This is a genomic window from Thermoflavimicrobium daqui, from assembly GCF_003313465.1.
Lineage (GTDB): Bacteria > Bacillota > Bacilli > Thermoactinomycetales > Thermoactinomycetaceae > Thermoflavimicrobium > Thermoflavimicrobium daqui.
Window position 1 is genome coordinate 1 of the sequence record NZ_KZ845670.1, and the last position, 26,539, is coordinate 26,539.

Here is a 26,539-nt window from a genome sequence, read left to right on the forward strand (position 1 = left end):
TAGTAAACGAAAAGAAACGATTGAAAGAGTTTTTGCAGATATGAAAGAAAAGCATGGTATGCGTTGGACAACGCTTCGTGGGAAGCGCCGAGTTCAAATGCAGGCGATGCTACTTTTCGCTGCCATGAATTTAAAGAAACTCGCCAATTGGCGATGGAAAAACCATCGCCTTCGTCGATTTTTTTATCAATTAATTAGTAAACCCCTTCTGAATTCGTTTTTCAGAAGGGGTTTATCTACAGTCTGAAACATCCCTTATGGGGATGTTAGCTTATAGAGAACGTTTTCTTGGATATATGCAAAGATAGGAATAGAAGAAAGGCTTCTTATATCGATTTATGCAGTTATCCTACTCTACCATTTCTTACAGTAATTGCTGGCTTCAACTGTGGGAGTGTCAATTTGAAACTTATCCTCCTGTTTATTGATGGATTTCAGCAATCTTCATATTATATTTGTTTAGTAGCTTAGCTAACTCGGTTCCATCGATCAAAACCATATTTTGTGGAATCTGCTCTGCATATTTCTTGGCAGGAATGGTAAAACGCGAAGTTGTAATAAATACACCTTTTTCCGCATTTTTACCGATCAAAGCTCCTGCAAATTTTTGAATTTCTGGTCTACCAACACTATTTTTCCATCGTTTTGCTTGGACATAGATTTTATGCAAACCTAATGGATCTTCGAGAATAATTCCATCAATACCTTCATCTCCTGTACCTCCGACCACAAAGGCAGAGTCTGGCACTGATCCACCATAGCCCATCTTACTAAGCAGTTGAATAACGAGTTTCTCAAAAAAATCGGGAGAACAGGATAAGACTTGATGGATCAATTCTTCTATTTCTGATTCAGATAAGATGATCGATTCCTTCGTTTGTACCTTTTTTGGCTGATCGGTTTCTTTATCATCTTTTGGATTTTCTTGTAGAAACTTCGTAAGAGCGCCAAAGGAAGTAATATAAACTTTATCACGTGCCCGGGTCATCGCTACATAGAGTAAAGATCGCTCTAGCTTCATCAGTTCCGTTTTATCGTCTTCATCTTCTAAAGATTCGAGCTCCCATTCGGGGGGAATCATCTCTTCATTTGCTTCGACTAAGAAGACAATCTTAAATTCAAGTCCTTTACTATTATGCATCGTTCCACAGTAGATTTTCGGCTGATCGGATTTCATACTTGCTGAAAGCTTTTGTGCCTGGATTCGTTGCTCTTCAAATTCTTTTAGATAACGATCCACTGTATGATCAAATCGAGCGAGAATCGCTATTTCATTGGGCTTAATTTCATCGCTTAATAACTCTTTCACTTTTTGGATAACGAATTCTCTCTCTGCTTGTGCATCGACAAAGTTTCGAATCTCAGGTTTCGTCCCAGATAAAAGGGAAGTATCTATACCTGTATCAATTCCTTTTTCCAAATCATCTACTGTATAGTTAATAATATCGATCGCTTTTTCCCGAATTTCTTCTGTAGTACGGTAGTTGACAGTTAATCGTTTCGAACGACCACGAACATGTATGCCACATTTACTTAAGACGAGTTTTCGTGAATAAATGCGTTGATGTGCATCCCCTACGATAAATAGGTCATTATCTCCTTCTGGTACCAAAGCTCGAATCATTTTAAACGCTTCTGGGTGAAAGTCTTGTGCCTCATCAATCAAAGCAAAGCGGTAAGTATATGTATAGCGATCCGGATTTTCATGAAGCCAATTGCGTGCCTTTCGTAGAATATCAATATATTCAAATAAATCCTTTTCCTCCATCTTTTGTCGGAACCACATCGCAGTGTCCCAAATCTTCTTTCGTAACTCTCTCGTGATTCGCTTCTTCCGTCCAGCTCTTGCTGTATTTAAATATTCCTGCCATGATTCTGCTCCACCTTGTTGAATCACCCAATGATATTCGTTTTTTAGAAAGTATAAATCTTCTGGTTCCCAACCAAATTCTTTTATTGCTTCCTTCCAAATGGCGTTGACTTTTACATCATCTTTATCCACAATCCGAGCCTGGTTTTTATATGCCTTTTCAACAATCTCTTTGGCCAGATCATCGATAGGGCGAATATCAATATGTTCCATCTCTTCTTCACTACACATCGTCGCCAGAACCTCGCGAATGTTATTGGCTAATATTTTGGTATAAGTGGTCACAAGAATTCGTTCGGTTGATTTCAGCTTATTTTGTACTAAGTGATGTGCTCGATGCATAACAACAACCGTTTTTCCCGTTCCAGCTCCCCCTAAGACACGAACTGGACCTTTATAATCTTTTTCTACTAATTCTCTTTGATCAGGATGTAAAAAAATACGCCACCATTCCAGAGGCTTATCTAGAATAGGATTTAAATCCTTATCATTCGTAATCACTACAATACGGCGGCTAGCATACGCACTCTTCATGGCCGCTTCATACGAGAGGTGTTCTTCTGGCTTCTTATATTCTTGAACACTCTCCACTACGATCTCAAAAGGTGTTCCATTTAGTAACCTCGCTAAATTTTCAAAAGCTTCCAGTGGTAAGTCTCGCTTATACTTACGAAATTCCTGCTCCGTCGTTATACTCCGTAAAAGGGGAAGCTGGTTGTCAGGAATCCCTAAGCGCAATAACTGATCATCGGTATAATCCGCAAATAAGTTAGGCTGCTCACTAATCTCTCCCTTGACCTCAACGTCCGTCCACATTTGTAACGAACCAGTGTATTGGTTGATGACAAAACGCTTCCGTTTTGCCCAGAGATAAGCGGATTCATCGCGATCCACCCAAGCTAGCAAGGTGGCTTTTTCTTCTTCAGGCCGAACAACAACCATACTATGATGGGGGCCTGTACGAATCAGAAATACTTTTGAGTCGATGGCGTCCTTATATCGTTCCATTTTTAATTCGTTTTCTTTTTGTTCACGTAATAAACGAATATTTTTTTGTACCAACTGCTGTACTGATTTGGGCAATTCAGCATAGGCTTCCAAAAAGGTATCTTGAATCGCAACAAGGCTCATCTTGTTCCCTCCTTCTATGGTGCTTGAGCCATAACTATATGTTTAATTTTACTAGCAACAATCAAAATTCGTCTAACTCTATTAATCTCGCTATCACTTCTCTACCCAATTGGTTTGTCTCTTTTCTCCGTGAAAACTCATAAAGAGAAATCTGTAGATGTTTCTGCTGGATGATTTTTAAGAGAATGTACCTGGTCAGTAGAGGCTGATCTCTTTGATTTATCTTTTCCACATGAATAGAGCGATCTTTGTATTCTTTCAGTTGGTATATTCCCTCTTGTAATTGGACGTTTACTTGTATTTTTAAAGCCTCTTTTTCTTGCTGTTGCTTTAAAATCTCCTTCCAAACTCGATTCCAGTTTAAAGACTCCAGTGGTTCAGGCGTATCATTCTCTTGAGAATAAGCATGTAAGTCCCAAATAAACCAATCACGCTTTTTAAGCTCTTCCTGAAACTCCAATTGCTCTTGTGTTAGTACACATACCTTGGGTTCGACCCATGCAAATTCTGCTTCAGCGATCACTTCTTCTCCTTCTACGAATTCATATCCAATTTCAGGAAGTGGAATTCCTGACTTGATGAATTGCTTTAGAATCTCCTGATATGCTGGGTGTACAATTTCACAGGCTATTGTATATTTCTGGTCGTCCACTTGATTCGGCTCTGATAAAATGACCTGTTGATTTACTGTAGATTTCTTTTCTTGAATTTCCATCCATCTTTCTCTCCCAAAATACAAATCTATCTTTCAAATAAAAAGTAGTATAGATGTAATTAAAACGGGTGTTACTAAAAAGTATATTTTCTTCATACAGCTAATGATGTTTGACGATATTCAAGTGGATATAAGTTAGATTATAAAAATTTTATTATTCTTATCCATCCACACCATTATAATATGATGATACAAAGTAATGGGAATGTAAAGGGAACAATTTGAACACGTTTTCTCACTTAAAACCATAATAAAAAAGGGTGGTTTACTCCCACACCTTACTGTAATCACTCGATTATAAACTCTACCTTATTCATTCTCCTTGCCTTTGGTGTAACAGATTTTGGAGTTTTGCTCTTGTTTTTTTCTGATCACGAACCTCTACCTTCCTACCAGCTAGAAAAAAGAGAAAGTACACCAATATCATCCATTCAAGTGAAAAAGCAATGAAATCTCCTACTGAAAAAAGGAATAGAAAATCTCCAAATAAACGTAACCAGTCTATTTTCATCTTCTCTAAAAAAGCAAGTGGGATAAATAGAGGAAGGTGAAAAATGATAAAAAGACAGACCGCTTTTAAAAAAGAGAAACCATAGGTATACTTAGCTGAGGAGCCCAGTCCTAGATAAATAAAACAAGTAATGACTGATATGATTAATACCGTCCACATCATCATTTGACTGGATACATCATCGGTTGGGTACCAAATCGAAATAAAGAAGGGGAAAACCCATATTTTCAAAACAATAATCATCATAAGTACCAAAAATGCTTCACATGCAAACCAGAAATATTCCCGCCTAACCATCGGACAACCTCCCTTAACAGAGGTTATGACTCATGTTACAAAAAAAGAACCGTTCTTACAAAGAACGGTTCACGATGGAAACGAACAGGAGTGGAGAGAAAGCATACTGTACCCAATATTATAAACGGTAATAACAAAAATAGTCAATAAACTTTTATAATTTTCCGATTTAATGGTGATAGAGCCCATGAGCTTTGGCGAACCAGTCGTGTCGAGGAACAAGAAATAGAAAATATACTGTTGATAAAACCCATTTTGATGCAAATCGAAGCTCCTGTCACCGAACAGACAATAATTCTTTTTCTTCCTTTTCCTCATCAGTAAACACAATATACCCTCTTTGGCGCAAACATTGTACGGCCCGTCTATAATCTTCTTCTTGGCGAAAAGTAAGCTGCAGTAGACCAGGTGCATCTTCTCGATTTTCTAAAACACCAATATTACTGATATTAATCTCATCTTCTGCCAAATAGCTCGCAATTTTAGCAATGATACCTGGACGGTCAGGAATATCCAAATAACACTGATATAAACGGGCGATCATCCCTTTTTTACGATCAGGTAATTGATCCCTAAGCCGTCTAGCTCGATCAAACAAATGTTCAATCTTCTTTGCATCACGGTTTAGCATCGCAACACGAAACTCTTCCATTTGTTCAATCCAGTCATCAATCAGTTGCACGAGTTTCGGTCCATTACTTAATAGCACATCTCTCCACATGATTGGATGACTAGAGGCAATTCGTGTTATATCACGAAATCCTCCAGCAGCAAGCTGATGAAACCAGCCATTATTTTCATTATACTTCCCAATCTGATAGACCAGCCCTGAAGCGATAATATGCGGTAAATGACTAATAGCTCCTACCACCCGGTCATGCTCATCAGCATCCATCAAGACGATTTGTGCTTGAGTAGCTTCCTGAATGAGCCGTTTCAGCTTTTCAACTGCCTCTGGTGTTGTGCTAGTTTGCGGGGTGAGTATATAAAAAGCATTTTCAAATAAAAGTGAGTGTGCTGCCTTAAATCCTGAACGATGCGAACCGGCCATGGGATGTCCACCAATGAAGGTAATTCCTTGTCGATTTAACTCTCGCCCAATATCTACAATCTCCGCTTTTGTGCTCCCTACATCTGTAACAATCACGTTTGATTTAAGAGATAATTGAGTTAAACTACTAATCGCTTGCTTAATTTTTTCAACAGGCAGTGCGATAATGATATAATCTGCCTCTTTCACAGCAGGAAGTAGCTCCGTATACCCCTCATCAATCGCTCCACCAGCTTTAGCGAATAACAAGTCTTCCTCATACAAATCAAAACCTACTACTTTACAATCCGTTCGTTCTTTTAAGCATAATGCTAAAGAACCTCCGATAAGTCCAATTCCTAAAATAGCTACACACTCACGCATTGCTTGCTAACCCTCGCTTGCTCTTGATTAAAGCTTCTAATGCTTCAACCAGTTGCTGATTTTCATCTTCTTTACCTACTGTTGCTCGAAGTACCGTTTCACCAAAGCCCGCCCGAATAATTAAACCTCTATGGAGTAAAAATTGAAATGCTTCTTCCGCTGGAATGCCCGTATCAAAGAAAATAAAGTTTCCATGTGCTGGGAAATATTTCAATCCTAGCTCTTCTAGTTTATTGGTAATTTTCTCGATCCCTCTTCGATTTTGATAGCGACAATAAGTGACGAAGCTTTGATCCTCCAATGCTGCGATCGCCGCTGCTTGCCCTAAAGCATTGACATTAAATGGTTCTCTTACTCGTTCGAGAGACTCTATCACTTCTGGATGAGTAATCCCATAACCCACTCGCAAACTTGCTAATCCATAGATTTTGGAGAATGTACGTAAAATCAAGATCTGTGGGTTATAATCTAAAAGCGAAATGGAATCAGGATATGATGAGTCCATCACATATTCATAGTACGCTTCATCCAGTACAACTAATACATGCTCAGGTATCTGATCGAGAAAAGCACTTAATTCCGATTCACGAACGATCGTTCCTGTTGGATTGTTCGGATTGCAAACAAACACAATACGAGTCTGATCTGTAATCGCTTGAAGCATCGCTTCTAAGTCATGAGTCCCCTCTTTAAGAGGGACTTTGATCGGAGTAGCGCCTTCAATCTGTATACCTGTTTCATAACGTGAAAAAGATAAGTCCGCGATCACTGCTTCTGCTCCTGGTTCCAAATAAGCACGGCATACCATTTGAATAATCTCATCGGAGCCATTCCCTACAATAAGGCGGCGTGAATCTACTTCTAGGTGTTCTGCTAATTTCTCCTTTAGTTTAAGTGAAGCCCCATCAGGATATAGATGAAACTGATCCTTCATATCTTGCAAAGCGGTAAAAACTTGAGAAGAGCAACCATATGGATTTTCATTGGAAGACAGCTTAATAATGTGTTTAAGACCTAACTCTTCCATTACATCTTCTGGGTTTTTTCCTGGTTGATAAACAGCAAGACCTTCAATCGATGTCTTTGGCTTCATTGCTCATTTTCCTCTCAGTTTTTTATCTCTTATCTTACTATTTTCTTAGTTCTTTGACAAACTTTATTATGTCTTGAAGGGCATAGGAGCGCTTATCTAAATCTAACAAACTCTCACGCTTTTCATGGATTAATTGGACCAAGGCACTACCAACGATCACGGCATCAACATACTGAGAAAAATACGCAACATGCTTAGGAGTTGCAACCCCAAATCCTACTGCGACAGGAAGAGGGCTTTTCTCTTTCACTGTTTGTAAAAAACTCGCAATTTCTGGAGCAAACTGACTACGGATTCCAGTCGTTCCCAGTGAAGAAACGCAGTAAACAAATCCTTGTGATTCTTTGACAATTTGTTCGATTCTTTGTTTAGTAGTAGGGGCAACAAATAAGATCAGAGGTATACCATATTGCATACAAAGCTCACGAATCTCTGAACTTTCTTCATACGGTAAATCCGGAATAATCAATCCATCAAATCCGATTTCACTTGCATCTTGTAATAGCTTTTGTAAACCATATTGCAAAAGCGGATTCAGATAGGAAAACAAGATAAGCGGGGTATTACAGCCACGGTCTCGCACGGCTTTACCTACCTGTAAGACATCATAACAAGTTATCTGTTGATGTAATGCACGTTCACTCGCTGCTTGAATAACTGGACCATCCGCAGTCGGATCGGAAAAAGGAACTCCCAGCTCAATTGCGGTAACACCTGCTCGACCTAACTCTATAATCAATTCGACCGTAACCTCTAAATGGGGATCACCTGTCATCATAAATGGAATTATTCGTGGGTTTGCATTTTCTTCAAAAGAAGAGGCTAATCGATTCATCATTTTTTCTCCCCTTTATAAGCTCGAATGGTTTCTACATCTTTATCACCACGGCCAGATAGACACACCAATATAATCTCTTCTTTAGTCCGCTTCCGAGCCAATTTGATGGCTTCTGCTACTGCATGGGCCGATTCTAACGCAGGTAAAATCCCTTCATAACGACATAATAAGGATACTGCTTCAAGAGCTTCTTTATCTGTCACCGCAGTATACTTCACCCGTTTGCTATCTTTGAGATAAGCATGTTCAGGCCCTACACCAGGATAATCAAGTCCAGCAGAAATCGAATGAGCAACTTGGATTTGTCCATATTCATCTTGGATCACATACGTATACGTGCCATGTAACACTCCGGGACTTCCTTTACTTAAAGTAGCGGCATGCTCATCTGTATGAAGACCTTTGCCGCCTGCCTCTACACCATGTAACCTCACCGTTGTCTCTTCGAGAAAAGCTGTAAAGATGCCCATTGCATTACTTCCGCCTCCGACACAAGCGACTACATCATTTGGAAGTCGTCCTACCCGTTCTTTCAACTGAGCCTCCGCTTCATCACCAATAATTCGCTGAAAATACTTCACCATTTGGGGATAAGGATGTGGTCCTGTGACTGTGCCCATCAAATAAAATGTATCTTCTACTTGTGCCACCCATTGTCGCAAAGCTTCATTGGTCGCATCTTTTAAGGTACGTGAACCCGTAGTAACAGGAATCACTTTTGCTCCCAAAAGCTCCATTCGAAAGACATTTAACTGTTGCCGCTTGATATCTTCTTCTCCCATATAAATGTGACACTGCATGTCTAAAAGTGCCGCAACAGTAGCAGTCGCTACACCATGCTGACCCGCACCTGTTTCAGCAATGAGTTTCTTTTTACCCATCCGTTTTGCTAAAAGAGCTTGTCCCAAAGTATTATTAATTTTATGTGCTCCCGTATGATTTAAATCCTCACGTTTTAAGTAAATCTGAGCACCACCAGCATATTCCGTCAGTCGCTTAGCAAAAGTAAGTGGGGTTGGTCGACCTGAATAATGAACATATAGCTTCCGTAAGTCTTCCTGAAAAGAAGGATCCTGAATGGCTTCAAGAAAAGCTTGCTCTAACTCCAATACAGCATTCATCAATGTTTCAGCAACATATCTTCCACCAAATTTCCCAAATCGATCATGGGCATATGTGCTCATATTCCGTCACTCTTTCTATGAATGTTTTAATTTTGTTAAAATCCTTTACACCATCACTCTCAATGCCACTTGATACATCAATTCCATTCGGATGAACTTGTTGTAATAGAGAAAAAACATTTTCTGATGTTAATCCTCCAGCAACCCATAGTGGAATATGTAAATCCTGACACCGCTTTTGGTATGGTGGGATTACTGACCAATCATAAGTCTGGCCTGTCCCGCCATGTGCATGATCCAGTAAGGCAACGTCAATGCTTGATTGATAAGCGGTAATCGGATCAACCCATTCATGACTATGGATGTGAAAAGTTTTAATGATTTGTACATGAAATATATCTCTCACCCATTTACAGAACTCAGGAGATTCTGTTCCATGTAGTTGTACGATATCTAGGGGTGCTATCTTAAACCATTTTTCCATTTCTGATTGGGTTGGGTTTAGAAACACCCCTACCTTTTTTACGGATGAAGGTACTGCAGCTAATAACTCTGGATACTCTTCCTCTCGAACTGTCCGCTTGCGTCCTGGTACTAAAATAAAGCCGATCGCATCAATTGGAAACGTCTTCACCTTCTGAACGTCTTCTACACAGCGAAATCCGCATAATTTGATTTGAATCCGACTCATCCGAGTACACCTACCATATCTTGTACGGCTTTTTCGGGGTCAGGTTGACGCATAAAGTACTCGCCAATTAGGACACCATCTACGCCCATTGTCGCTATCTTTTGTGCATCTTCCTGAGATAAAACACCACTTTCACTAATGACTGGGATCAATGGTTGAGCGATCTGTAGAATTCTCTCTGTTTGCTTGATATCTACTGTAAAAGTAGTAAGATCACGATTATTGATACCAAATACATCCGCATCACAAGCAAGTGCTTTGTCTAACTCAGACGCTTCGTGTACTTCCACCAATACTTCCATTTGTAGTTGATGGGCTATTTTCACAAACTCGTTCAGCTGATCCGCTGATAAAATGGTTGCAATCAATAAAATGGCATCGGCACCCAAATATTTACTCTCCAAAATTTGACTAGGATCAATAATAAAATCCTTACGTAAGACAGGGATTTGGACAGACTGTTTTACTTTGACTAAGTTTTCATTACTCGCTTTAAAAAAAGAGGTATCTGTTAATACTGAAATGGCTTTAGCACCCGCTCGCTCGTAACCTTGTGCAATCTTGCCTGGATCAACTTGTTGCCTGATCACACCTTTACTAGGGGATGCAGGCTTGACCTCTGCAATAATTCCAAGTGACGTCGATTCTTGCAAAGCTTTTGCTAATGAGATACAGGGAGGGAGCTGTTTTGCTTGTTGAAAATCTTGTTCAGTCCAGCTAATCTGGGCCACTTCTTGCTGTTTCACTTCGACGATTCGATCAAGAATATGCATGTTTTTTTACCTCCCAAGAATAATGAATGACTTCATGTAACTTTTGTTTGGCTTTTCCTGTGTCAATCATTTCAGCTGCCAATTGAACCCCTTCTTTTAAACTTTTTGCCTTTCCTGATACATAGAGGACAGCTCCGGCATTCGCTAAGACAATCTCTCGAGCATCCCCACCTTCTCCTGTTAAAATCCGATGAATCTGCCGAGCACTTTCTTTTACATCACGTGAATGAATCTCAGGCTCTGGACGTGTTGTAAGACCGATCTCTTCAGGTGTAATTTCATATGTGCTGATTTCACCCTGGATAAGTTCACTGATGCGAGTTGGACCCGCAATCGAAATTTCATCTAAACCATCTCGACCCGATACCACTAATACCCTTTCACTCCCCATCTCCTTGAGTACCTCTGCGACTACCTCGGTCAATTCAAGATCATATACACCTACCAACTGGACTTTGACTTGAAAGGGGTTAACCAAGGGACCTAGCAAGTTAAAACAGGTTCGAAAACCTAGTTCTTTACGCGTAGGCATCACATGCTTCATTGATTCATGAAAGAGGGGAGCAAATAAAAAGCAGAATCCTGTTTCAGAAAGCAATTGATAAGCTTCATCTGTAGACATATAGATATTGATCCCTAATTGCTCCAATACATCCGCACTGCCACTTTTACTAGAAACCGAACGATTACCATGTTTCGCAATCGAAACACCTGCCGCAGTAGCTATGAGGGCAGCAGCCGTTGAGATATTAAACGTATATTTTCCATCTCCACCGGTTCCACAAGTATCTACCGTATCTGGAAATACAGATGGAAGCGTTGTTGCATGCTCCTGCATTGCCTTAGCAAATCCAACCAATTCCTCTCTTGATTCTCTTTTGATCTTCAATGCTGTTAACAAAGCCGCCATTTGCGAAGAGCTTAATTTACCTTTCATCATCGCATCCATTAATGCAAACGCTTCGATACGGGTTAAGTCTTTTCCCTCAACAACCTTGGCTAACCTTTCTTGGACCATCTTGTTCACTCTCCATTCTCTCCATTTGTGAAGCCATTTCTAATGCTTTTAGCATCGCTGTAGCTTTATTCACCGATTCCATATACTCATTTTCGGGCACTGATCCCGATACAACGCCACCACCAGCTTGGATATAGGCCTTATTATCTCGGAAATAAATGGTTCGAATAGCAATACACGTATCCACATTACCTGTATAGCTAAAATAGCCAATCGCCCCTGCATAAATCCCTCTTGGTTCAGGTTCTAATTCTGCAATAATCTCCATGGCTCGAATCTTAGGTGCCCCAGAAACTGTTCCGGCTGGAAAACAAGCTCGAACTGCATCCGATGCACGATATTCATCTTTTAGCCGACCCATGACATGGGATACGATGTGCATAATATGGGAATATTTCTCAATTTTCATCTTTTCTGTCACTTGAACAGTTCCATAATGAGAAATCCGTCCTAAATCGTTTCGTCCTAAATCAACTAACATCACATGCTCAGCAATCTCTTTAGGATCTTGTAGTAACTCTATCATCAACTGTTCATCTTCCATGTGATTACGTCCTCTCGGACGAGAACCGGCAATGGGACGAGTGTTCGCAATACCATCGATCACTTTTACCAATAATTCTGGAGAAGCTCCTACCACCGTTTCGTCTTTCATCTGGAGATAGTACATATAAGTTGATGGATTGATTTGTCTTAGCACACGATATACATGCATGGGTGAAGGATGATCATTCCATGTCCAACGCTGGGAAGGAACGACTTGAAATATATCTCCTGCACGGATATACTCTTTCGCCTTTTCAACCATATCCATATAAGTTTCTTTTGACACATTGGAGGTGACTTTCTCCCATGGTATCGCTGGTTCCGTGAGGGGGATGGATTTAGGGATGTCCGTTGGCATGCGTTTTAAATCACGATACCAAGAATCTAGCTGGGAAATCGTTTCTTTGTAAAGAACTTGCAGCTCAGATAAACTTTTATTTCGAACCAAAATATTTTGTACCAAAATAATTTGGCGCTTGAAATGGTCATACACTAGTAATCGATCATAAAACATCAAATGAACATCATAAGCCCCAGTTCCTTTACCTTTAGGAGGGGTATCCAAAACAGGTTCAAAATAGCGCACCAGATCATAGCTCAGATATCCCACAGCTCCACCTAAAAATGGAGGATAAGCTGGGTATTTGGGAGTCTTACATTCCGTCATCCACTCTTCTAAAAGAGGAAGTGGATCTGTAGCTTGGATATCATGCTGACCTTGGTATCGATCTTGGATCGTATAATTTCCATCTTTTCCTGTTAAGGTGCGAAAGGGACGACAACCCATAAAAGAATAGCGAGCAATCTTCTGTTCTCCTTCCACACTCTCTAGTAGAAAGGAATAGTCTGACTCAGGTAAACGATGGTACAAGGAAATCGGTGTTTCCATATCATCAATAATCGTTTTACAAATAGGAATCATCGTATAGGATGGTTGATACGCGATGACATCATCGAATGAGGGATAAATCAATCAATTGGCCTCCTTTGCTGATGAAAGGAGAATGGAATTGAGGAACAATGTGGGGAATTATTCATATATAAATAGCCGAAGCATCTCGCTTCGGCTATCATCTTCAAACACTATGCCTCGGCTCTGCTCCTCTCAGCTCTACCCATTCTCATCTCTACTCTGCTATACACTCGATTACTCTAAATTCAAATAAAAGGCTACCCTCTAAAACAGTCTCTAAGCTCTTAAAATACTCTCAAATTTATAAATGCAATCTTCCTATACTCCAAAATTTATCTTAGATCTTTCTATCTGTCAACCTTCGTTTTCTACTAAATCAGGGCGTAAACACACCGCCTCATTTAAGTATACATGGCGAATCTCTTTTTGTGACTTATCCGTATTCCATAAGATCATTAAGCGAATACAACGTGGTAAACCTCCGGGTACCTCTAGTTCACTTGAACCCATGACTGGCACCAACTCCCAATTGGGGAGGGAGCGAATGGCTGATGCTGGATAAGCTGCATTTAAATCCGTAGTTGAGGTAATAAAGATACTTGCAATATCATCTGGCTTAAGCTCATTTTCTTGTACAATCGCAAAAATTAACTCTCTTACTGCTGAACGGATCTCTTCTGGCTCATTCACGGAAACAGTCGTTGCTCCACGAATCCCCCTCACAGTCATGCTTTTCCTCCCCTTATCTCTTGAAGTATCGTACGAATTTGTTCTTCATGTATTCCTCTTACTAACTCTACACTTCCCAAGTCACTCGTTAAAACAAAGGAATATTCATCATTTCTAACTTTTTTATCGCGTTTCATCGCTTGTAGAAGCAACTCATCGGTCACATGGCTTGGATTATATTGTGTTGGCAACTCAAACGCATGCAGTAGCTTTTCTGTTTTCACAACAACTTGCTTATCGGTACCTAACACCTTGGTACTTAATCGAACGGCTCCAGCCATTCCAATCGCTACTGCTTCACCATGAGTATATACGCCATAACCTGCAACAGCTTCCAAGGCATGACCAATCGTATGCCCGTAATTGAGTATCGCTCTTAAGCCTACTTCCTTCTCATCTTGAGATACTACAGCTACCTTCACTTGGCAACCACGATAAATCGCTTCAGAAATCTTCTCAGCATGAAGAGCCATGAGTTCTTCACTATTTTGTTCTAGCCACTTGATAAATGAAGGATCCCAGATAAGTGCATGTTTAACCACTTCAGCAAAGCCAGAGATCAACTCTCGTTTCGGTAAGGTGTTTAATGTTTCTACATCGTATAATACAAGCATGGGTTGATGAAAAGCGCCGATTACATTTTTCCCTAGTGCATGATTCACCCCTACTTTTCCTCCGACACTACTATCATGAGCAAGCAGTGTCGTAGGAATTTGTATAAATGGAATTCCTCGCATATAGGTGGCGGCTACAAATCCGGCTAAATCCCCGATTACTCCTCCACCGAGAGCGATGATTACACTTTGACGATCCAAACCGAAACGAAGGCATTCACCGATTAAATGCTCTAACTGTTGTAAATTTTTGCTACTTTCACCAGCGGGGACGATCGCCATCCCCACTTCATATCCCGCTTTCTCTAATACAGTTTGTACCTGCTTACTATATAATGGCGCAACATGTGAATCAGAGATGATAAACAGTTTACGCCTAAATGTCATTCCCGCTTCTTGTAGTACTTCAGGTAGTTTGGCTAAAATGCCCTTACCAATATAAATAGGATATTGGCAATGATCCAACGAAACGGTTAGCTTCTTCATGATTAAAACCTCAATGTCCGCTCACGATATTGCTTAACTTGTTCTACAAGCTCATCGGCCGTATCTGCGGGGAATTTCTCTAGCAAGGCACAAGCTACTTCCCATGCCACGACATTTTCAGCGACGACACTAGCAGCAGGTACGGCACAACTATCTGAGCGTTCAATACTTGCTGCAAATGTTTCTTTGGTGTCTATATCTACACTATTTAGCGGTTTATATAGCGTAGGAATGGGCTTCATCACACCACGAACGACAATAGCTTCTCCTGTCGTCATACCGCCTTCAAATCCACCTAACCGATTGGTTGCACGATAAAATCCACGCTCTTTCGACCACATGATTTCATCGTGAACTTTTGAACCTTTGCGTTTTGCTGCTTCAAAGCCGATACCAAATTCAACTCCTTTAAAAGCATTAATACTGACAACTGCTTGAGCAATCCGTGCATCTAGTTTACGATCCCAATGCACATGACTACCTAAGCCAATGGGTACTCCTTCGACGATCACTTCCACAATGCCACCCAGTGAGTCTCCTTCTTTTTTGGCTTGATCGATCAGCTCCATCATTCGTTTCGCTGCCTCTTTATCTAAACAGCGAACAGGTGAGTCTTCGGCTTGTTGAATCAAGTCCGCTAAAGGAAGCTCAACTCGTTCTGCTTCGATTTCTCCTATCCTTACCACGTGGCTAGCTAACTGAATGCCACATTCCTCTAGAATCAGACGAGCAACCGCTCCAGCTGCAACACGAGCCGCTGTTTCACGAGCACTGGATCTTTCTAAGACATCGCGCATATCATGATGTCCATATTTGATAGCCCCATTCAGATCAGCATGACCGGGGCGTGGGCGGGGAATCCGACGCTTTTCGGCTTCTTCCGGGCTGGAATAGGGATCCATGATTTTTTGCCAGTGAGTCCAATCTTTATTTTCTATCACTAAAGTTACTGGTGCTCCGGTCGTTTTTCCGAATCGAACACCTGATAAAATTTCTACTTGATCCGATTCGATCTGCATCCGACGGCCACGCCCATATCCTTTTTGTCTCCGCTTTAACTGCCAGTCAATTTTTTCTTTTGCAAAAGATAGTTGACTAGGGAGTCCTTCGACGATGACAGTTAATTGTGGTCCATGTGATTCTCCTGCAGTTAGGTATCTCATCTAACTCTCAGCTCCTATATTCCAATAATTGCTCTACGTTCATTTCCTTACTTCCGATTGCTTGAATTTTAGCAACGAGGTTTTAATTTTCTAACATCTGTTCTAGCTTTTACTTTAGTATATATAATAAGGCCTATTAGATATAATAGATATAATAACACAATCATTTACTGTTGTAATGCACTGAATTGTATTTCCCTATCAAAAATAATATTCCTATAAACTTTTATAAGAACATTAGCTGGAACGTGCAATGCCGAACGGAAGTCTCGTAAGGAAACATGCCCCTAAATACCCCTCTCATTCCATGTTCTTCTGCAGAGTCAAGACATGATAGAAGTTGAGAGCCGACTTAGCTGAAAAATGCTTCTCCCTCGTACTTATCTCTGGTTATTCGACAATTGATAAAAACAAGCACTCCTAGCCATTCATGGCGAGTGCTTGTTTTATACTAAGCCTCCACAGCCAAACGGCTTTGATCTTGCTCTCGAATGTACTTTGTAAGCTCTTCTGTCATTCGCCAATAGGAAAAAGGCGTCATTAAGTAAATTCCTTGGAATTTCTCCATGGCTATATCGAGTAAACCTCTCGCAATGGCCACTCCTTCCGCACGACCTAATTGTTTATCCGTATGCTTTTCCATGCGGTTTAAGATGGCTTTCGGAATTTTAATCCCAGGCACTTCATTATGGAGGAATACTGCATTTCGATAACCGGTAAGTGGCATAATCCCTATAAATACGGGAACACCCAAATCTTTAGTCGCTTCATAAATGTTATCAATACTTTCTTCATCATAAACGGGTTGGGTCATCACAAAGTCAGCCCCAGCTTCAATTTTTTTCTGAAGTCGATTCACTGCCGCTTCCAGCTTTTGTACATGGGGGTTAAATGCAGTTCCCACCACAAAGTGGGCTTTTTTCTTTAAATGTTTTCCGGAAAAAGAGATTCCTTGATTTAATCGCTTCACCATGCGAATCAATTCAAAAGAAGTCACATCATATATGGAGCTCGCTCCGGGCAAGTCTCCCATACGGGTTGGATCACCTGTAATGATTAGAATTTGATCAATTCCCAAAGCATGCAATCCCATTAGATGAGACTGTTGACCGAGTAGATTACGATCCCGACAGGCCACGTGAATGAGCGGCTCAATCCCTAGTTGCGATTTAAGAATGGCTCCTAAAGCAATATTACTCATCCGTGCTGTAGCAAGGGAGTTATCTGCCATGGTAAGTAAGTCGATTCCCGCTTGGGACAAGCGATGAGCACCAGTCAAAAATTGACGGATGTCCAAGTCTTTAGGTGGATCTAGTTCACATATAATCGTCCGTTTCTTCTTCACTTGCTCAACCACGGATGATTTTGGTGGCTTTGTTTCGGTGATTTCCGGCACAATGATCTCCAGTTGCTTCGGCTCGGGGTTTTTCCTCAGTACAGGCTTTTTACCTTCGAGTGCCTGCGATATTTGTCGGATATGCTCCGGTGTCGTACCACAACAACCACCGATTAACCGGACACCTTGTTCGATTAACAAAGGGGCTGTTTCACCAAAGTATTCAGGGAATGACTTATATCTGATCTTTCCATCATCGATTCCGAGTCGCCCTGCATTAGGGAATGCCGAAATAATGAGTGACTCAGGAATGACTGTTTTTTCTAAGCTACGCAGGATTTCCATCGGTCCTAGCCGGCAATTGATGCCCACGCCATCTACTCCTTGATCCGCTAGCTGCTGAAATGCCTCAGTTAACGTATATGCATCACGAGTCCGTCCCACTTCAAGCATCGACATTTGGGCAATGATGGGAAGATCGGTCAAAGAGCGAATGGTTTTGACAGCAATTAAGATCTCTTTTAAGTCTAGAAAGGTTTCGAGTAGAATACCATCAACCCCTGCAGATAATAAAGCAGTGGCTTGCTCTTCATACATATCGCGATATTCTTCTTCATCATAATCAATTACCCGACCTGCGCAAATCGAACCAATTGCCCCAACAATGAAAGCATCATCTCCTACAGCATCCCTAGCCACCTTCACAGCTTCCCGATTAATCCGTACAACTTTACTATCTAACCCATAGCGAGTTAGTCGCTCTCGGTTGGCAGCAAACGTATTCGTTTCAATCATACGTGCTCCCGCTTGATAGTAAGCTTGATGAATTTGAGCAACAAAGGCAGGATTCCTTAGAACAAGCTCTTCTTGACATTGCCCTAACGAAATTCCTTGTTGAAACATATACGTAGCCATGGCCCCATCACCAACTAATAATGAATCCGCTAAATGTTCTCGCAAGCTTCTATTAGCCATCTCTTCAACCCCTTTATACGGCATTAAAATATCGTGCTTGTGGATGGGCAAAAACCATAGCAGATACAGAAGCTTCCGGCTCCATCATACAACCTTCGGTCAACTCGATCCCAATAGCCTCTGGTTGTAGTAGACGAAAGAGCTTCTTTTGATCTTCTAAGTCTGGGCAAGCTGGATAGCCAAAGGAGACACGAATCCCTTGATATCTCGCAGCAAATCGCTCTTTCATTGTAAATTCAGCTGGATCTGGAAAGCCCCAGTGATCTCGCATCACCTGATGGAGTCTTTCAGCAAACCCCTCCGCTAATTCAAGGGCAAGCGCCTGTACCATATGGGAGTAAAGATAATCTCCTCGTTCCTTCCACTGATCAGAGAGCTCACGAACTCCCTTCCCTGCTGTTACAGCTAAAAACCCAACATAATCCATCTCTTTTGAGTCAACCGATTTGATAAAGTCAGCTAAACACAGATGAGGTGGTTTACTTTGTCTTGGAAAAGAAAAACGTTCAAGAACACGTCCTTGCTCTTGGGGATCATAGATTAAAATATCATTACCATCGGCTTGAGCCGGGAAAAATTGATACATGCCTTGCGGACGAAGCAATTGGTCATGCAAGAGTTGGTGAAACAAATCATCCACTTTATTGCGGAGCTCAACTGTTTTTTCATCTCCTGCTTGTAACAAATCTTCAATTTTCCCACGAATACCCAAATGTTTTCCTAGTAACATTTGCTCATTGAGATAAGATCTTAGATGCTGGAGCGGATAATCGCGAAAGATATGTCGTTTTAGATCAGGTGGTACATGAACAGGAACATTTTGATCGACAGAACTTTTAATGACTTCTTGGGTCGCCGTGTTTCCAGTAGGCCAAGCTACTTCACTCTTCATATTTGCTTGTTTTTTCTGTAAGAGCTCTTGAACGAGCTGCTCTTTTTCTTGTGGGTTCATCAGCCGATTTGCTAGCTCTAAACCGTTCATTGCATCTTTCGCATACAAAACAACCCCATCATATTCTGGAGAAATCCGTGTTTCTGTAAACTTCCGTGTCAATGCCGCTCCGCCAACCATAATGGGTAGGTCGATATTTGCTTCCTTTAAGTCTTGAGCAGTAATGACCATTTGTTGCGCCGATTTTACGAGTAACCCAGATAAACCGATCATATCCGGTTTCTCCCTACGAGTCGCTTCGATTAAAACTTCAGGTGGTACTTTAATCCCTAGATTAACCACTTGATAGCCATTATTAGATAGAATAATTTCAACTAAGTTTTTGCCGATATCATGAACATCCCCTTTGACTGTCGCCAACATGATTTTTCCCTTGGTGTTGGTATCTTCTTTGTCCATATGAGGCTCTAAAAAGGCAACAGATGCTTTCATAACCTCCGCACTTTGCAATACTTCTGCAACAATCAGCTGATTATCATTAAAGAGACGTCCTACTTCGTCCATCCCAGCCATCAAAGGACCATTAATGATGTCGAGAGGAGCATATTTCTGTAAAGCTGCTGCTAAATCCTCAATGAGTCCATCTTTCGATCCTTCTACAACATAACGGGCTAGCCGTTCTTCTAAGGAAAGATTGGAAATCGGCTCTTTCTTTACTACTTTTTTATCACGATAGAAATCAGCAAATTCATTGAGAATCTCTTCATAGTTCGTAGAGTTTGTCTCAAATAATAGCTTTTCCGCTAGCCGTCTTTCTGCTTCAGGTATAGAAGCATAACGTTCTAACTTTTCTGTATTTACGATCGCATAATCCAATCCTGCTTTCGTACATTCATATAAAAAAACCGCATTGAGGACTTCACGTCCCGCACTAGGTAAGCCAAATGAAACATTAGAAATCCCCAGAATCGTCGCACACTCTGGCAATGCTTCTTTAATCAATCGAATTCCTTCAACCGTTTCAAGCGCAGAGCCAATATATTGCTCATCCCCAGTTCCCACAGGAAATACCAGTGGATCAAAAATGAGGTCTTGAGCTGACAAACCATATTGATGAACTAATAAATCATAGGAGCGTTTAGCTACTTCCAGCTTCCTCTCACGAGTCACGGCCATTCCAGTTTCATCAATGGTTCCAACCACCACCGCTGCACCATACTTATGAATGAGTGGAACAACTTCACTAAATCGTTTCTCCCCATCTTCTAGATTCATAGAGTTAATAACAGCTTTTCCCTGTGAATAGCTTAAAGCCATATCCATTACATTTGGGTCTGTGGAGTCTATCATTAAAGGGGCTTTCACTTTCTTCGTCACAAATTGCAAAAATGTTTCCATATCAGAAAGTTCATCCCGATCAGGATCAGCTAAACAAACATCGATAACTTGGGCTCCACCCTTTACTTGCTTCCGAGCAATCTCTGAAGCTTCTTCGTATTTCCCCTCTGCAATCAAACGCTTAAATTTACGTGATCCAATCACATTCGTACGTTCGCCTACCAAGAGAGGGCGATTATCTGGTTCCAAATAAACAGGTTCAATCCCTGATACTGCTGGTAAATGTTTTTCAATGGGTTCTCGTGGCTGATAGTCTTTCATCACTTCAGCAATCGCTCGAATATGATCAGGTGTAGTACCACAACACCCACCTGCAAAATTTAGCCATCCTGCACCGGCAAAATCAGCTAATTTACGTGCTAGAGCTTGAGGGGTTTCTAAGTAGTTTCCATCTTCATCAGGCAATCCCGCATTCGGATAGCAACTAATTGCACAACTGGCCAAACTTGATAATGTCCGAATATGATCTTTCATAAATTCTGGGCCTGTTGCACAGTTAAGACCTACGGCGATAGGTTTTAAATGTTCAATGGATAAGTAAAAAGCTTCGATCCCTTGTCCCGCCAACATCGTTCCCATCGGTTCAATGGTTCCTGAAATCATCAGCGGAACTTCTATGCCAAGCTCTGTAAATGCTTGCCGAATCCCAATACTGCCTGCCTTCACGTTCAACGTATCTTGCGATGTCTCTAAAAGTAGGAGATCAACTCCTCCTTGAATCAGTGCTTTCGCTTGCAGATAGTAAGATTGAATCATTTCAGCAAAAGTCGCTCCACCCGTCACGGAAAGGGTTTTGGTCGTTGGTCCCATTGCCCCCGCTACATATCTTGGCCATTTGGTAGTAGACCATTTATCGCGTGCCCGTACAGCACAACGTACAGCAGCAATATTAATTTCTTCTGTTAAGTCTTCCAATCCATATTCTGCAAGCACAATGGGAGTTGCTCCAAAGGTATTGGTTTCGACAATATCGGCACCTGCTTGAAAATAAGCTGAATGAATCTCTTCAATTAGATCAGGACGAGTCAAGTTCAGATGTTCATTACAACCGTCATAGGCTTCACCACCAAAATCGGCTTCGGTAAGGTTGGCTTGTTGTAACATCGTTCCCATCGCACCATCAATAATTAGAATTTTCTCTTTTATACGTTCATCTATCGTTCGCTTTTGCATAGCATTCATCCCTTTTATCTTATATCAACTAACAGATGACAACTGTACCTCTGCCTCCTCAGAAAGTTCCAAAACAGGTAACATTAAGGGAAGATCAATCCCAAGATCAAATCTCATCGATAAGTGATTAAGTGCTTTCCATAGTCTAAACCGATGGACTCTTTGGATGATAAAACCTATAAAAGTATATGGGCCTACTTTTTCCACGAGTGGCTCAGACATAACTCCATACAGATCATGATGAATCATCTCTTTTAATTTTTCGATTAGCTCCTCTTTGATATTATTAGGAACATTCAATCGAACAAAAAAAGTCGAATCATTCATCTGGTTTCCGCTATCTAACTTAATGGACTCTTGCCAATCGGTCGAGCGAATCATCTCTTCAGACTGACGCATCAGCGCCGTTAAATCTTCCATCACTGCACTTGCTGTTGGATAAGATCCTGCCCCTTTTCCCACCAACGTCACTTCACCTACTACATCACTATCTATCATTACGGCATTAAACACATCTTTGACTTGTGCTAAAGGATGCGTTAGTGGTAACAAACAAGGCTCTACAGAAAGATATAACTCGTCATTTGTATTCCGAGTGCGACCCAGTAGCCTTGTTGCATATCCTAGCTGCTTTGCCCACATGAGATCAACTTGACAGATTCTTGTAATTCCCTCACGAAAAATCTGTATGGGATCCACATTTACATCAAAAGCTAGATTGGTTAAAATCGCCAATTTATATGCCGCATCATATCCTTCGACATCTGAGGTTGGATCTGCCTCTGCATAGCCTAGTGCTTGTGCTTCAGCTAAGGCCTCTTGGTAACTTTGCCCTGTTTCTTCCATTTTGGTTAAAATATAATTGGTCGTTCCATTTAAGATCCCTGATATCTCCTGTACTTGGTTCACAGTTAAATATTTTTGTAGGAAATGAATGACAGGTATTCCACCAGCGACACTCGCTTCAAATAAAAGCTGGACACCTGCTTTTTTAGCCTCTTGCAATAGTTCGGCACCATGTTTCGCTAGAAGCTCCTTATTGGCTGTGATCACATGCTTTCCAGAGCGGATCGCCTTAAGTAGCAGTGTTCTTGCTGGTTCAATACCTCCGATCACTTCAATCACGACAGATATATCAGGGTTTTCTACCACCCGGTCACCTTCTGTAGTCAATTGATCTATCCTAACCGTAACTTCCCTTTTTTTCTTCAAATCACGAACCAAAATCAAAGGTACCTCTATCTGATATCCTGTACGCTCCTTAATTAGCTCTTGTTGTTTCTCTAATACCTGAATAACTCCTGAGCCTACAGTACCTAATCCCAAAAGTCCTATCCGCATTATACCTAGTTGCTTGCTTGTTCGTTGATTACCCATTGTTACTTCCCCCGCTCTGATAAAAATGAACCAATCCATTCATTTAAGAAGTCCCACTCGATTAAAAATGCATCATGCCCATGAATACTTTGCATCTCTTTATATACCACAGGCTTTCCGATCTGCCGTAAAAGTTCAGCTGTCTGTAGTAGTTCCTTTCCTGGAAATAAGAAATCCGTATCAATGCCAATCAACAGCCCTGATGCGGTAATCCGCTCTAATACACTCCAGTCATCTCCACGTTCCCTTGTAATATCGTGTAAATCCATTGCTTTAAGTAAATATAGATATGAATTAGCATCAAATCGTTTGGTTAATTTATCCCCTTGATAGCTCAAATAGTTTTCAATTTGAAATTTTGACTCGAGTGTATATGGTTGAGAGCTGGTGTCCATCTGACGTGAAAACCTTTCTTCATACAAGTCAAAGCTACGATACGTAATCATTGCCAACCGTCTAGCCAAGTTGAGTCCACTTTTTGGAAAATGTTCTTCATCATAGTTCCCCTGACTCCAGTTAGGATCATTCATAATCGCTTGCCGCATCACATGATTCCAAGCAATCCCCATCGCCGAAAAACGTATACAAGAAGCGATAGAAATATAGGTTTGAACGATTTCAGGATACATGACAGCCCATTCAAAAACTTGCATTCCACCCATGGATCCACCGATCACTGAATACAACTGCTCAATCCCTAAACTTTTAATCAAAAGAAATTGGGCTTTGACCATGTCTCGAATCGTTACTACTGGGAATTCGAGTCCATAAGGTTTTCCACTTTGTGGATTGATTGAAGCCGGACCCGTCGATCCATAACAGCTCCCCAAAACATTGATACAAATAATAAAATATCGCTGGGTATCTAACGCTTTGCCGGGTCCAATCACCCCATCCCACCAGCCCAGCCACCCGGGGCTACTTGCGGCATGTGAATCCCCTGTTAAAGCATGACAAACTAAAATGGCATTATCTTTTGCTGGGTTTAGTGTCCCGAATGTTTCATAAGCGAGCACTGCGTTTCGTAGGACTTTACCGCTCTGTAAAGTTAGATCTGGCAGGGGATATATTTTGCGAATTGCTTCTTTCTTTGCGGTAGCTCTCATGCCAGCACCCCTCTCACTTTAAAAGTCACTTTCTAGAAATCATGATGGAGACTTTCGTTTCTATCGCTTGTGCTAAATCTTGAATAATATCTTCTACATTTTCTAGTCCTACAGATAATCGCAGTAAACCATCCGTAATTCCATGTTGTAACCGTACTTCAGGTGGCATCGCTGCATGTGACATTTTAGCTGGGTAGGATAAAATACTTTCTACCGCTCCCAAACTAACAGCAACAATCGGCAATTGAACTTTACTTAAAATTTGTCTAGCGATTGCACCACTACCCACATCAAATGAAAGAACAGCTCCATGGCCGCTGGCTTGCTCTGTTTGTACTTGGTGTCCAGGATGAGTAGGAAGCCCCGTATAATACACTTTTTTTATCATTGGATGCTGTTCTAGCCAACAAGCCAAGATTTCTGCATTCTTTGTCGATGTTTCCAGACGAGCAGACAATGTTTTCAATCCACGTAACGTAAGCCAAGAATCTTGAACACCCAAAATCGCCCCAAATGAATTTTGCAAAAAGCGAATCTGTTCTGCTAAATCTAGGTCCTTGACCACGACAAGACCCGCTACGACGTCACTATGCCCACTGATAAATTTAGTCGCACTATGGACAACGATATCTACACCAAGTGATAACGGTTGTTGAAAGTAAGGAGTTAAAAATGTATTATCGACAATCGTTAATAAATTATAATTTTTGGCAATCTTTACAATCCTACGCAAATCACTTACTTTTAACAAGGGATTGGATGGAGTTTCCACATAGATCGCTTTCGTTTGTGGGCTAATCGCTGCTTCTATCGCTTGTAAATTTGAGGTATCTACAAATGTGGTTTTGATCCCCATTCGTGATAATACCTGAGTTAAAAATCGATAAGTTCCACCATAAACATCTTGTGAAACAATCAAATGATCTCCACGCGAAAAGAGTAAAAAAACAGTGGAAATAGCTGCCATTCCAGAAGCAAATGCATATCCTCTACAACCACCCTCTAATTTAGCAATGGCATTTTCAAGTGCCTGCCGGGTCGGATTTCCTGAGCGTGCATAATCAAAAACTCCAGGCTGATCCACCGAAAATTGGTGAAAAGTTGACGCTTGATAAATAGGGATACTGGCTGCACCTGTGTGAGGATCGATTTCATTGCCATTATGTAGTGCCATCGTTTCAAATCTCATTTAGACTCACTCCCATAGACAATTTCTTCGGAACGTTGCAAAGCTTGTGCCAAATCCTGTTCTAAATCTTCGATATGTTCTACACCGACAGAAACACGAAGCAGTCGATCACAAACTCCTACCTTTTGCCGAATATCAGCAGGCACATCTGCATGCGTTTGAGTTGCAGGATACGTTAATAAACTTTCAACTCCGCCCAAACTTTCTGCAAAGGTGAAAACCTGCAACTGTTCCAAAAATGGTTGAACCAATTTAGCCTCTTTCACTCGGAATGATAGCATTCCACCATAACCTTTTGCCTGTTCACTAAGTATTCGTTTACTATTTGGATCGAACTCAGGAAAAAATACCTCATCGACTAGTGGATGCTCTTTTAAAAAGTGAGCTAAACCTTGTGCATTCGCTTGATGCCTCTCCATTCGTAGTGCGAGTGTCTTCATTCCTCGCATCAGTAAATAGCTATCCATTGGTGATAATGTAGCTCCAATCGATTGTTGAAGAAAACGAACCCGTTCTGACAACTCGTCACCTTTGGTAACAATTAAACCCGCTAGCACATCGTTATGGCCCCCTAAATACTTGGTAGCGCTATGAATCACGATGTTTGCTCCTAGTTCGAGAGGGTTGAGGAGATATGGTGTCATAAAAGTATTATCTACAATGGTCCACAATTGGTATTGTTTAGACAGTCGAGTAATCGCTTGTAAATCAGTTACATGCATCAGTGGATTCGTAGGTGTTTCTATAAAGAGCGCTTTTGTCTGTGGTTGAATTGCTTCCTCCACCGCCTTGATATCTCGTAAATCCACATAAGAAAACTGGATACCATAACGATTTAAGACTTGCTCAAACAAACGATAGGTACCGCCATATAAATCCATGGAAACAATCAAATGATCACCTTGCGAAAATAAACCCATGATCGTTTGAATGGCAGCCATTCCTGAGCTACAGGCAAACCCAGCATCCCCTTTTTCCAACATGGCAATACTTTCTTCTAAGATATGACGAGTTGGATTTGAGCTTCGTGCATAATCATAGCCAGTACTTACGCCACCGATATGTTCATAAGCCGTTGCCAGATAGATAGGAAAGTTTATTGATCCGGTTGTTCTTGCTTTTTTCGTTCCAATCTGTGCCAGTTTTGTCTCGATGCGCAACGATGTG

At 41.1% G+C, this 26,539-nt stretch carries 21 protein-coding genes; 1 reads left to right on the top strand and 20 read right to left on the bottom strand.

Annotated features, from left to right (window positions below; genetic code table 11):
* The coding region (locus DL897_RS18685) for a transposase (protein WP_240627439.1) at positions 1–247 on the top strand (247 nt) is incomplete at its 5' end.
* 174 nt (positions 248–421) lie between these two features.
* On the opposite strand, the gene DL897_RS13145 is transcribed toward DL897_RS18685, so the two are convergent.
* The 20 genes from DL897_RS13145 to DL897_RS13240 form a co-directional block, all read right to left on the bottom strand.
* Complete coding sequence (locus DL897_RS13145; protein WP_113659615.1) at positions 422–3,001, bottom strand: restriction endonuclease; 2,580 nt, start codon at positions 2,999–3,001, stop codon at positions 422–424.
* A gap of 61 nt (positions 3,002–3,062) precedes the next feature.
* Entirely contained in the window at positions 3,063–3,716 is a 654-nt protein-coding gene (locus tag DL897_RS13150; RefSeq protein ID WP_113659616.1) for a hypothetical protein, read from the bottom strand.
* A 313-nt stretch (positions 3,717–4,029) separates the two neighbouring features.
* Complete coding sequence (locus DL897_RS13155; protein WP_113659617.1) at positions 4,030–4,524, bottom strand: hypothetical protein; 495 nt, start codon at positions 4,522–4,524, stop codon at positions 4,030–4,032.
* A 277-nt stretch (positions 4,525–4,801) separates the two neighbouring features.
* Positions 4,802–5,938, bottom strand: coding sequence for a prephenate dehydrogenase (locus tag DL897_RS13160; protein ID WP_113659618.1), 1,137 nt, complete (start codon positions 5,936–5,938; stop codon positions 4,802–4,804).
* The gene (gene hisC / locus DL897_RS13165) at positions 5,931–7,031 is read right to left on the bottom strand and encodes a histidinol-phosphate transaminase (protein WP_113659619.1); all 1,101 of its coding nucleotides are present in this window, start codon (positions 7,029–7,031) and stop codon (positions 5,931–5,933) included. Before hisC ends, DL897_RS13160 begins: the two co-directional genes overlap by 8 nt.
* A 37-nt stretch (positions 7,032–7,068) precedes the next feature.
* Positions 7,069–7,866, bottom strand: a complete 798-nt coding sequence (gene trpA / locus DL897_RS13170; RefSeq protein ID WP_113659729.1) for a tryptophan synthase subunit alpha — start codon at positions 7,864–7,866, stop codon at positions 7,069–7,071.
* Positions 7,866–9,053: a tryptophan synthase subunit beta gene (trpB, locus tag DL897_RS13175; protein ID WP_113659620.1), complete on the bottom strand. Its 1,188-nt coding sequence runs from the start codon at positions 9,051–9,053 to the stop codon at positions 7,866–7,868. Before trpB ends, trpA begins: the two co-directional genes overlap by 1 nt.
* Positions 9,034–9,684: a phosphoribosylanthranilate isomerase gene (locus DL897_RS13180; protein WP_113659621.1), complete on the bottom strand. Its 651-nt coding sequence runs from the start codon at positions 9,682–9,684 to the stop codon at positions 9,034–9,036. Before DL897_RS13180 ends, trpB begins: the two co-directional genes overlap by 20 nt.
* Complete coding sequence (trpC, locus tag DL897_RS13185) at positions 9,681–10,457, bottom strand: indole-3-glycerol phosphate synthase TrpC (protein WP_113659622.1); 777 nt, start codon at positions 10,455–10,457, stop codon at positions 9,681–9,683. Before trpC ends, DL897_RS13180 begins: the two co-directional genes overlap by 4 nt.
* Positions 10,444–11,475 carry an anthranilate phosphoribosyltransferase gene (trpD, locus tag DL897_RS13190; RefSeq protein ID WP_113659623.1) on the bottom strand — a complete coding sequence of 344 codons (1,032 nt, stop codon included), beginning with the start codon at positions 11,473–11,475 and terminating at the stop codon, positions 10,444–10,446. The genes trpC and trpD overlap by 14 nt, the downstream gene beginning before the upstream one ends.
* Positions 11,444–12,994 carry an anthranilate synthase component I gene (gene trpE / locus DL897_RS13195; protein WP_240627441.1) on the bottom strand — a complete coding sequence of 517 codons (1,551 nt, stop codon included), beginning with the start codon at positions 12,992–12,994 and terminating at the stop codon, positions 11,444–11,446. The genes trpD and trpE overlap by 32 nt, the downstream gene beginning before the upstream one ends.
* 294 nt (positions 12,995–13,288) lie before the next feature.
* The gene (aroH, locus tag DL897_RS13200; RefSeq protein WP_113659624.1) at positions 13,289–13,663 is read right to left on the bottom strand and encodes a chorismate mutase; all 375 of its coding nucleotides are present in this window, start codon (positions 13,661–13,663) and stop codon (positions 13,289–13,291) included.
* Complete coding sequence (gene aroB, locus DL897_RS13205; protein ID WP_113659625.1) at positions 13,660–14,763, bottom strand: 3-dehydroquinate synthase; 1,104 nt, start codon at positions 14,761–14,763, stop codon at positions 13,660–13,662. The genes aroH and aroB overlap by 4 nt, the downstream gene beginning before the upstream one ends.
* 2 nt (positions 14,764–14,765) lie before the next feature.
* Positions 14,766–15,926 carry a chorismate synthase gene (gene aroC, locus DL897_RS13210; RefSeq protein ID WP_113659626.1) on the bottom strand — a complete coding sequence of 387 codons (1,161 nt, stop codon included), beginning with the start codon at positions 15,924–15,926 and terminating at the stop codon, positions 14,766–14,768.
* Between the two features lie 451 nt (positions 15,927–16,377).
* Positions 16,378–18,237 (bottom strand): bifunctional homocysteine S-methyltransferase/methylenetetrahydrofolate reductase, encoded by a 1,860-nt coding sequence (locus tag DL897_RS13215; protein ID WP_113659627.1) that lies wholly within the window; start codon positions 18,235–18,237, stop codon positions 16,378–16,380.
* Between the two features lie 13 nt (positions 18,238–18,250).
* Entirely contained in the window at positions 18,251–21,700 is a 3,450-nt protein-coding gene (gene metH / locus DL897_RS13220; RefSeq protein WP_113659628.1) for a methionine synthase, read from the bottom strand.
* Between the two features lie 24 nt (positions 21,701–21,724).
* The gene (locus DL897_RS13225) at positions 21,725–23,077 is read right to left on the bottom strand and encodes a homoserine dehydrogenase (RefSeq protein ID WP_168188791.1); all 1,353 of its coding nucleotides are present in this window, start codon (positions 23,075–23,077) and stop codon (positions 21,725–21,727) included.
* 2 nt (positions 23,078–23,079) lie between these two features.
* A complete protein-coding gene (gene metX, locus DL897_RS13230; protein WP_113659630.1) occupies positions 23,080–24,183 on the bottom strand; it encodes a homoserine O-acetyltransferase MetX in 1,104 nt (367 codons plus the stop codon).
* Positions 24,184–24,208: 25 nt separating this feature from the next.
* Positions 24,209–25,372: an aminotransferase class I/II-fold pyridoxal phosphate-dependent enzyme gene (locus DL897_RS13235; protein WP_113659631.1), complete on the bottom strand. Its 1,164-nt coding sequence runs from the start codon at positions 25,370–25,372 to the stop codon at positions 24,209–24,211.
* Entirely contained in the window at positions 25,369–26,532 is a 1,164-nt protein-coding gene (locus DL897_RS13240; protein WP_113659632.1) for an aminotransferase class I/II-fold pyridoxal phosphate-dependent enzyme, read from the bottom strand. Before DL897_RS13240 ends, DL897_RS13235 begins: the two co-directional genes overlap by 4 nt.
* Between the last annotated feature and the right edge of the window lie 7 nt (positions 26,533–26,539).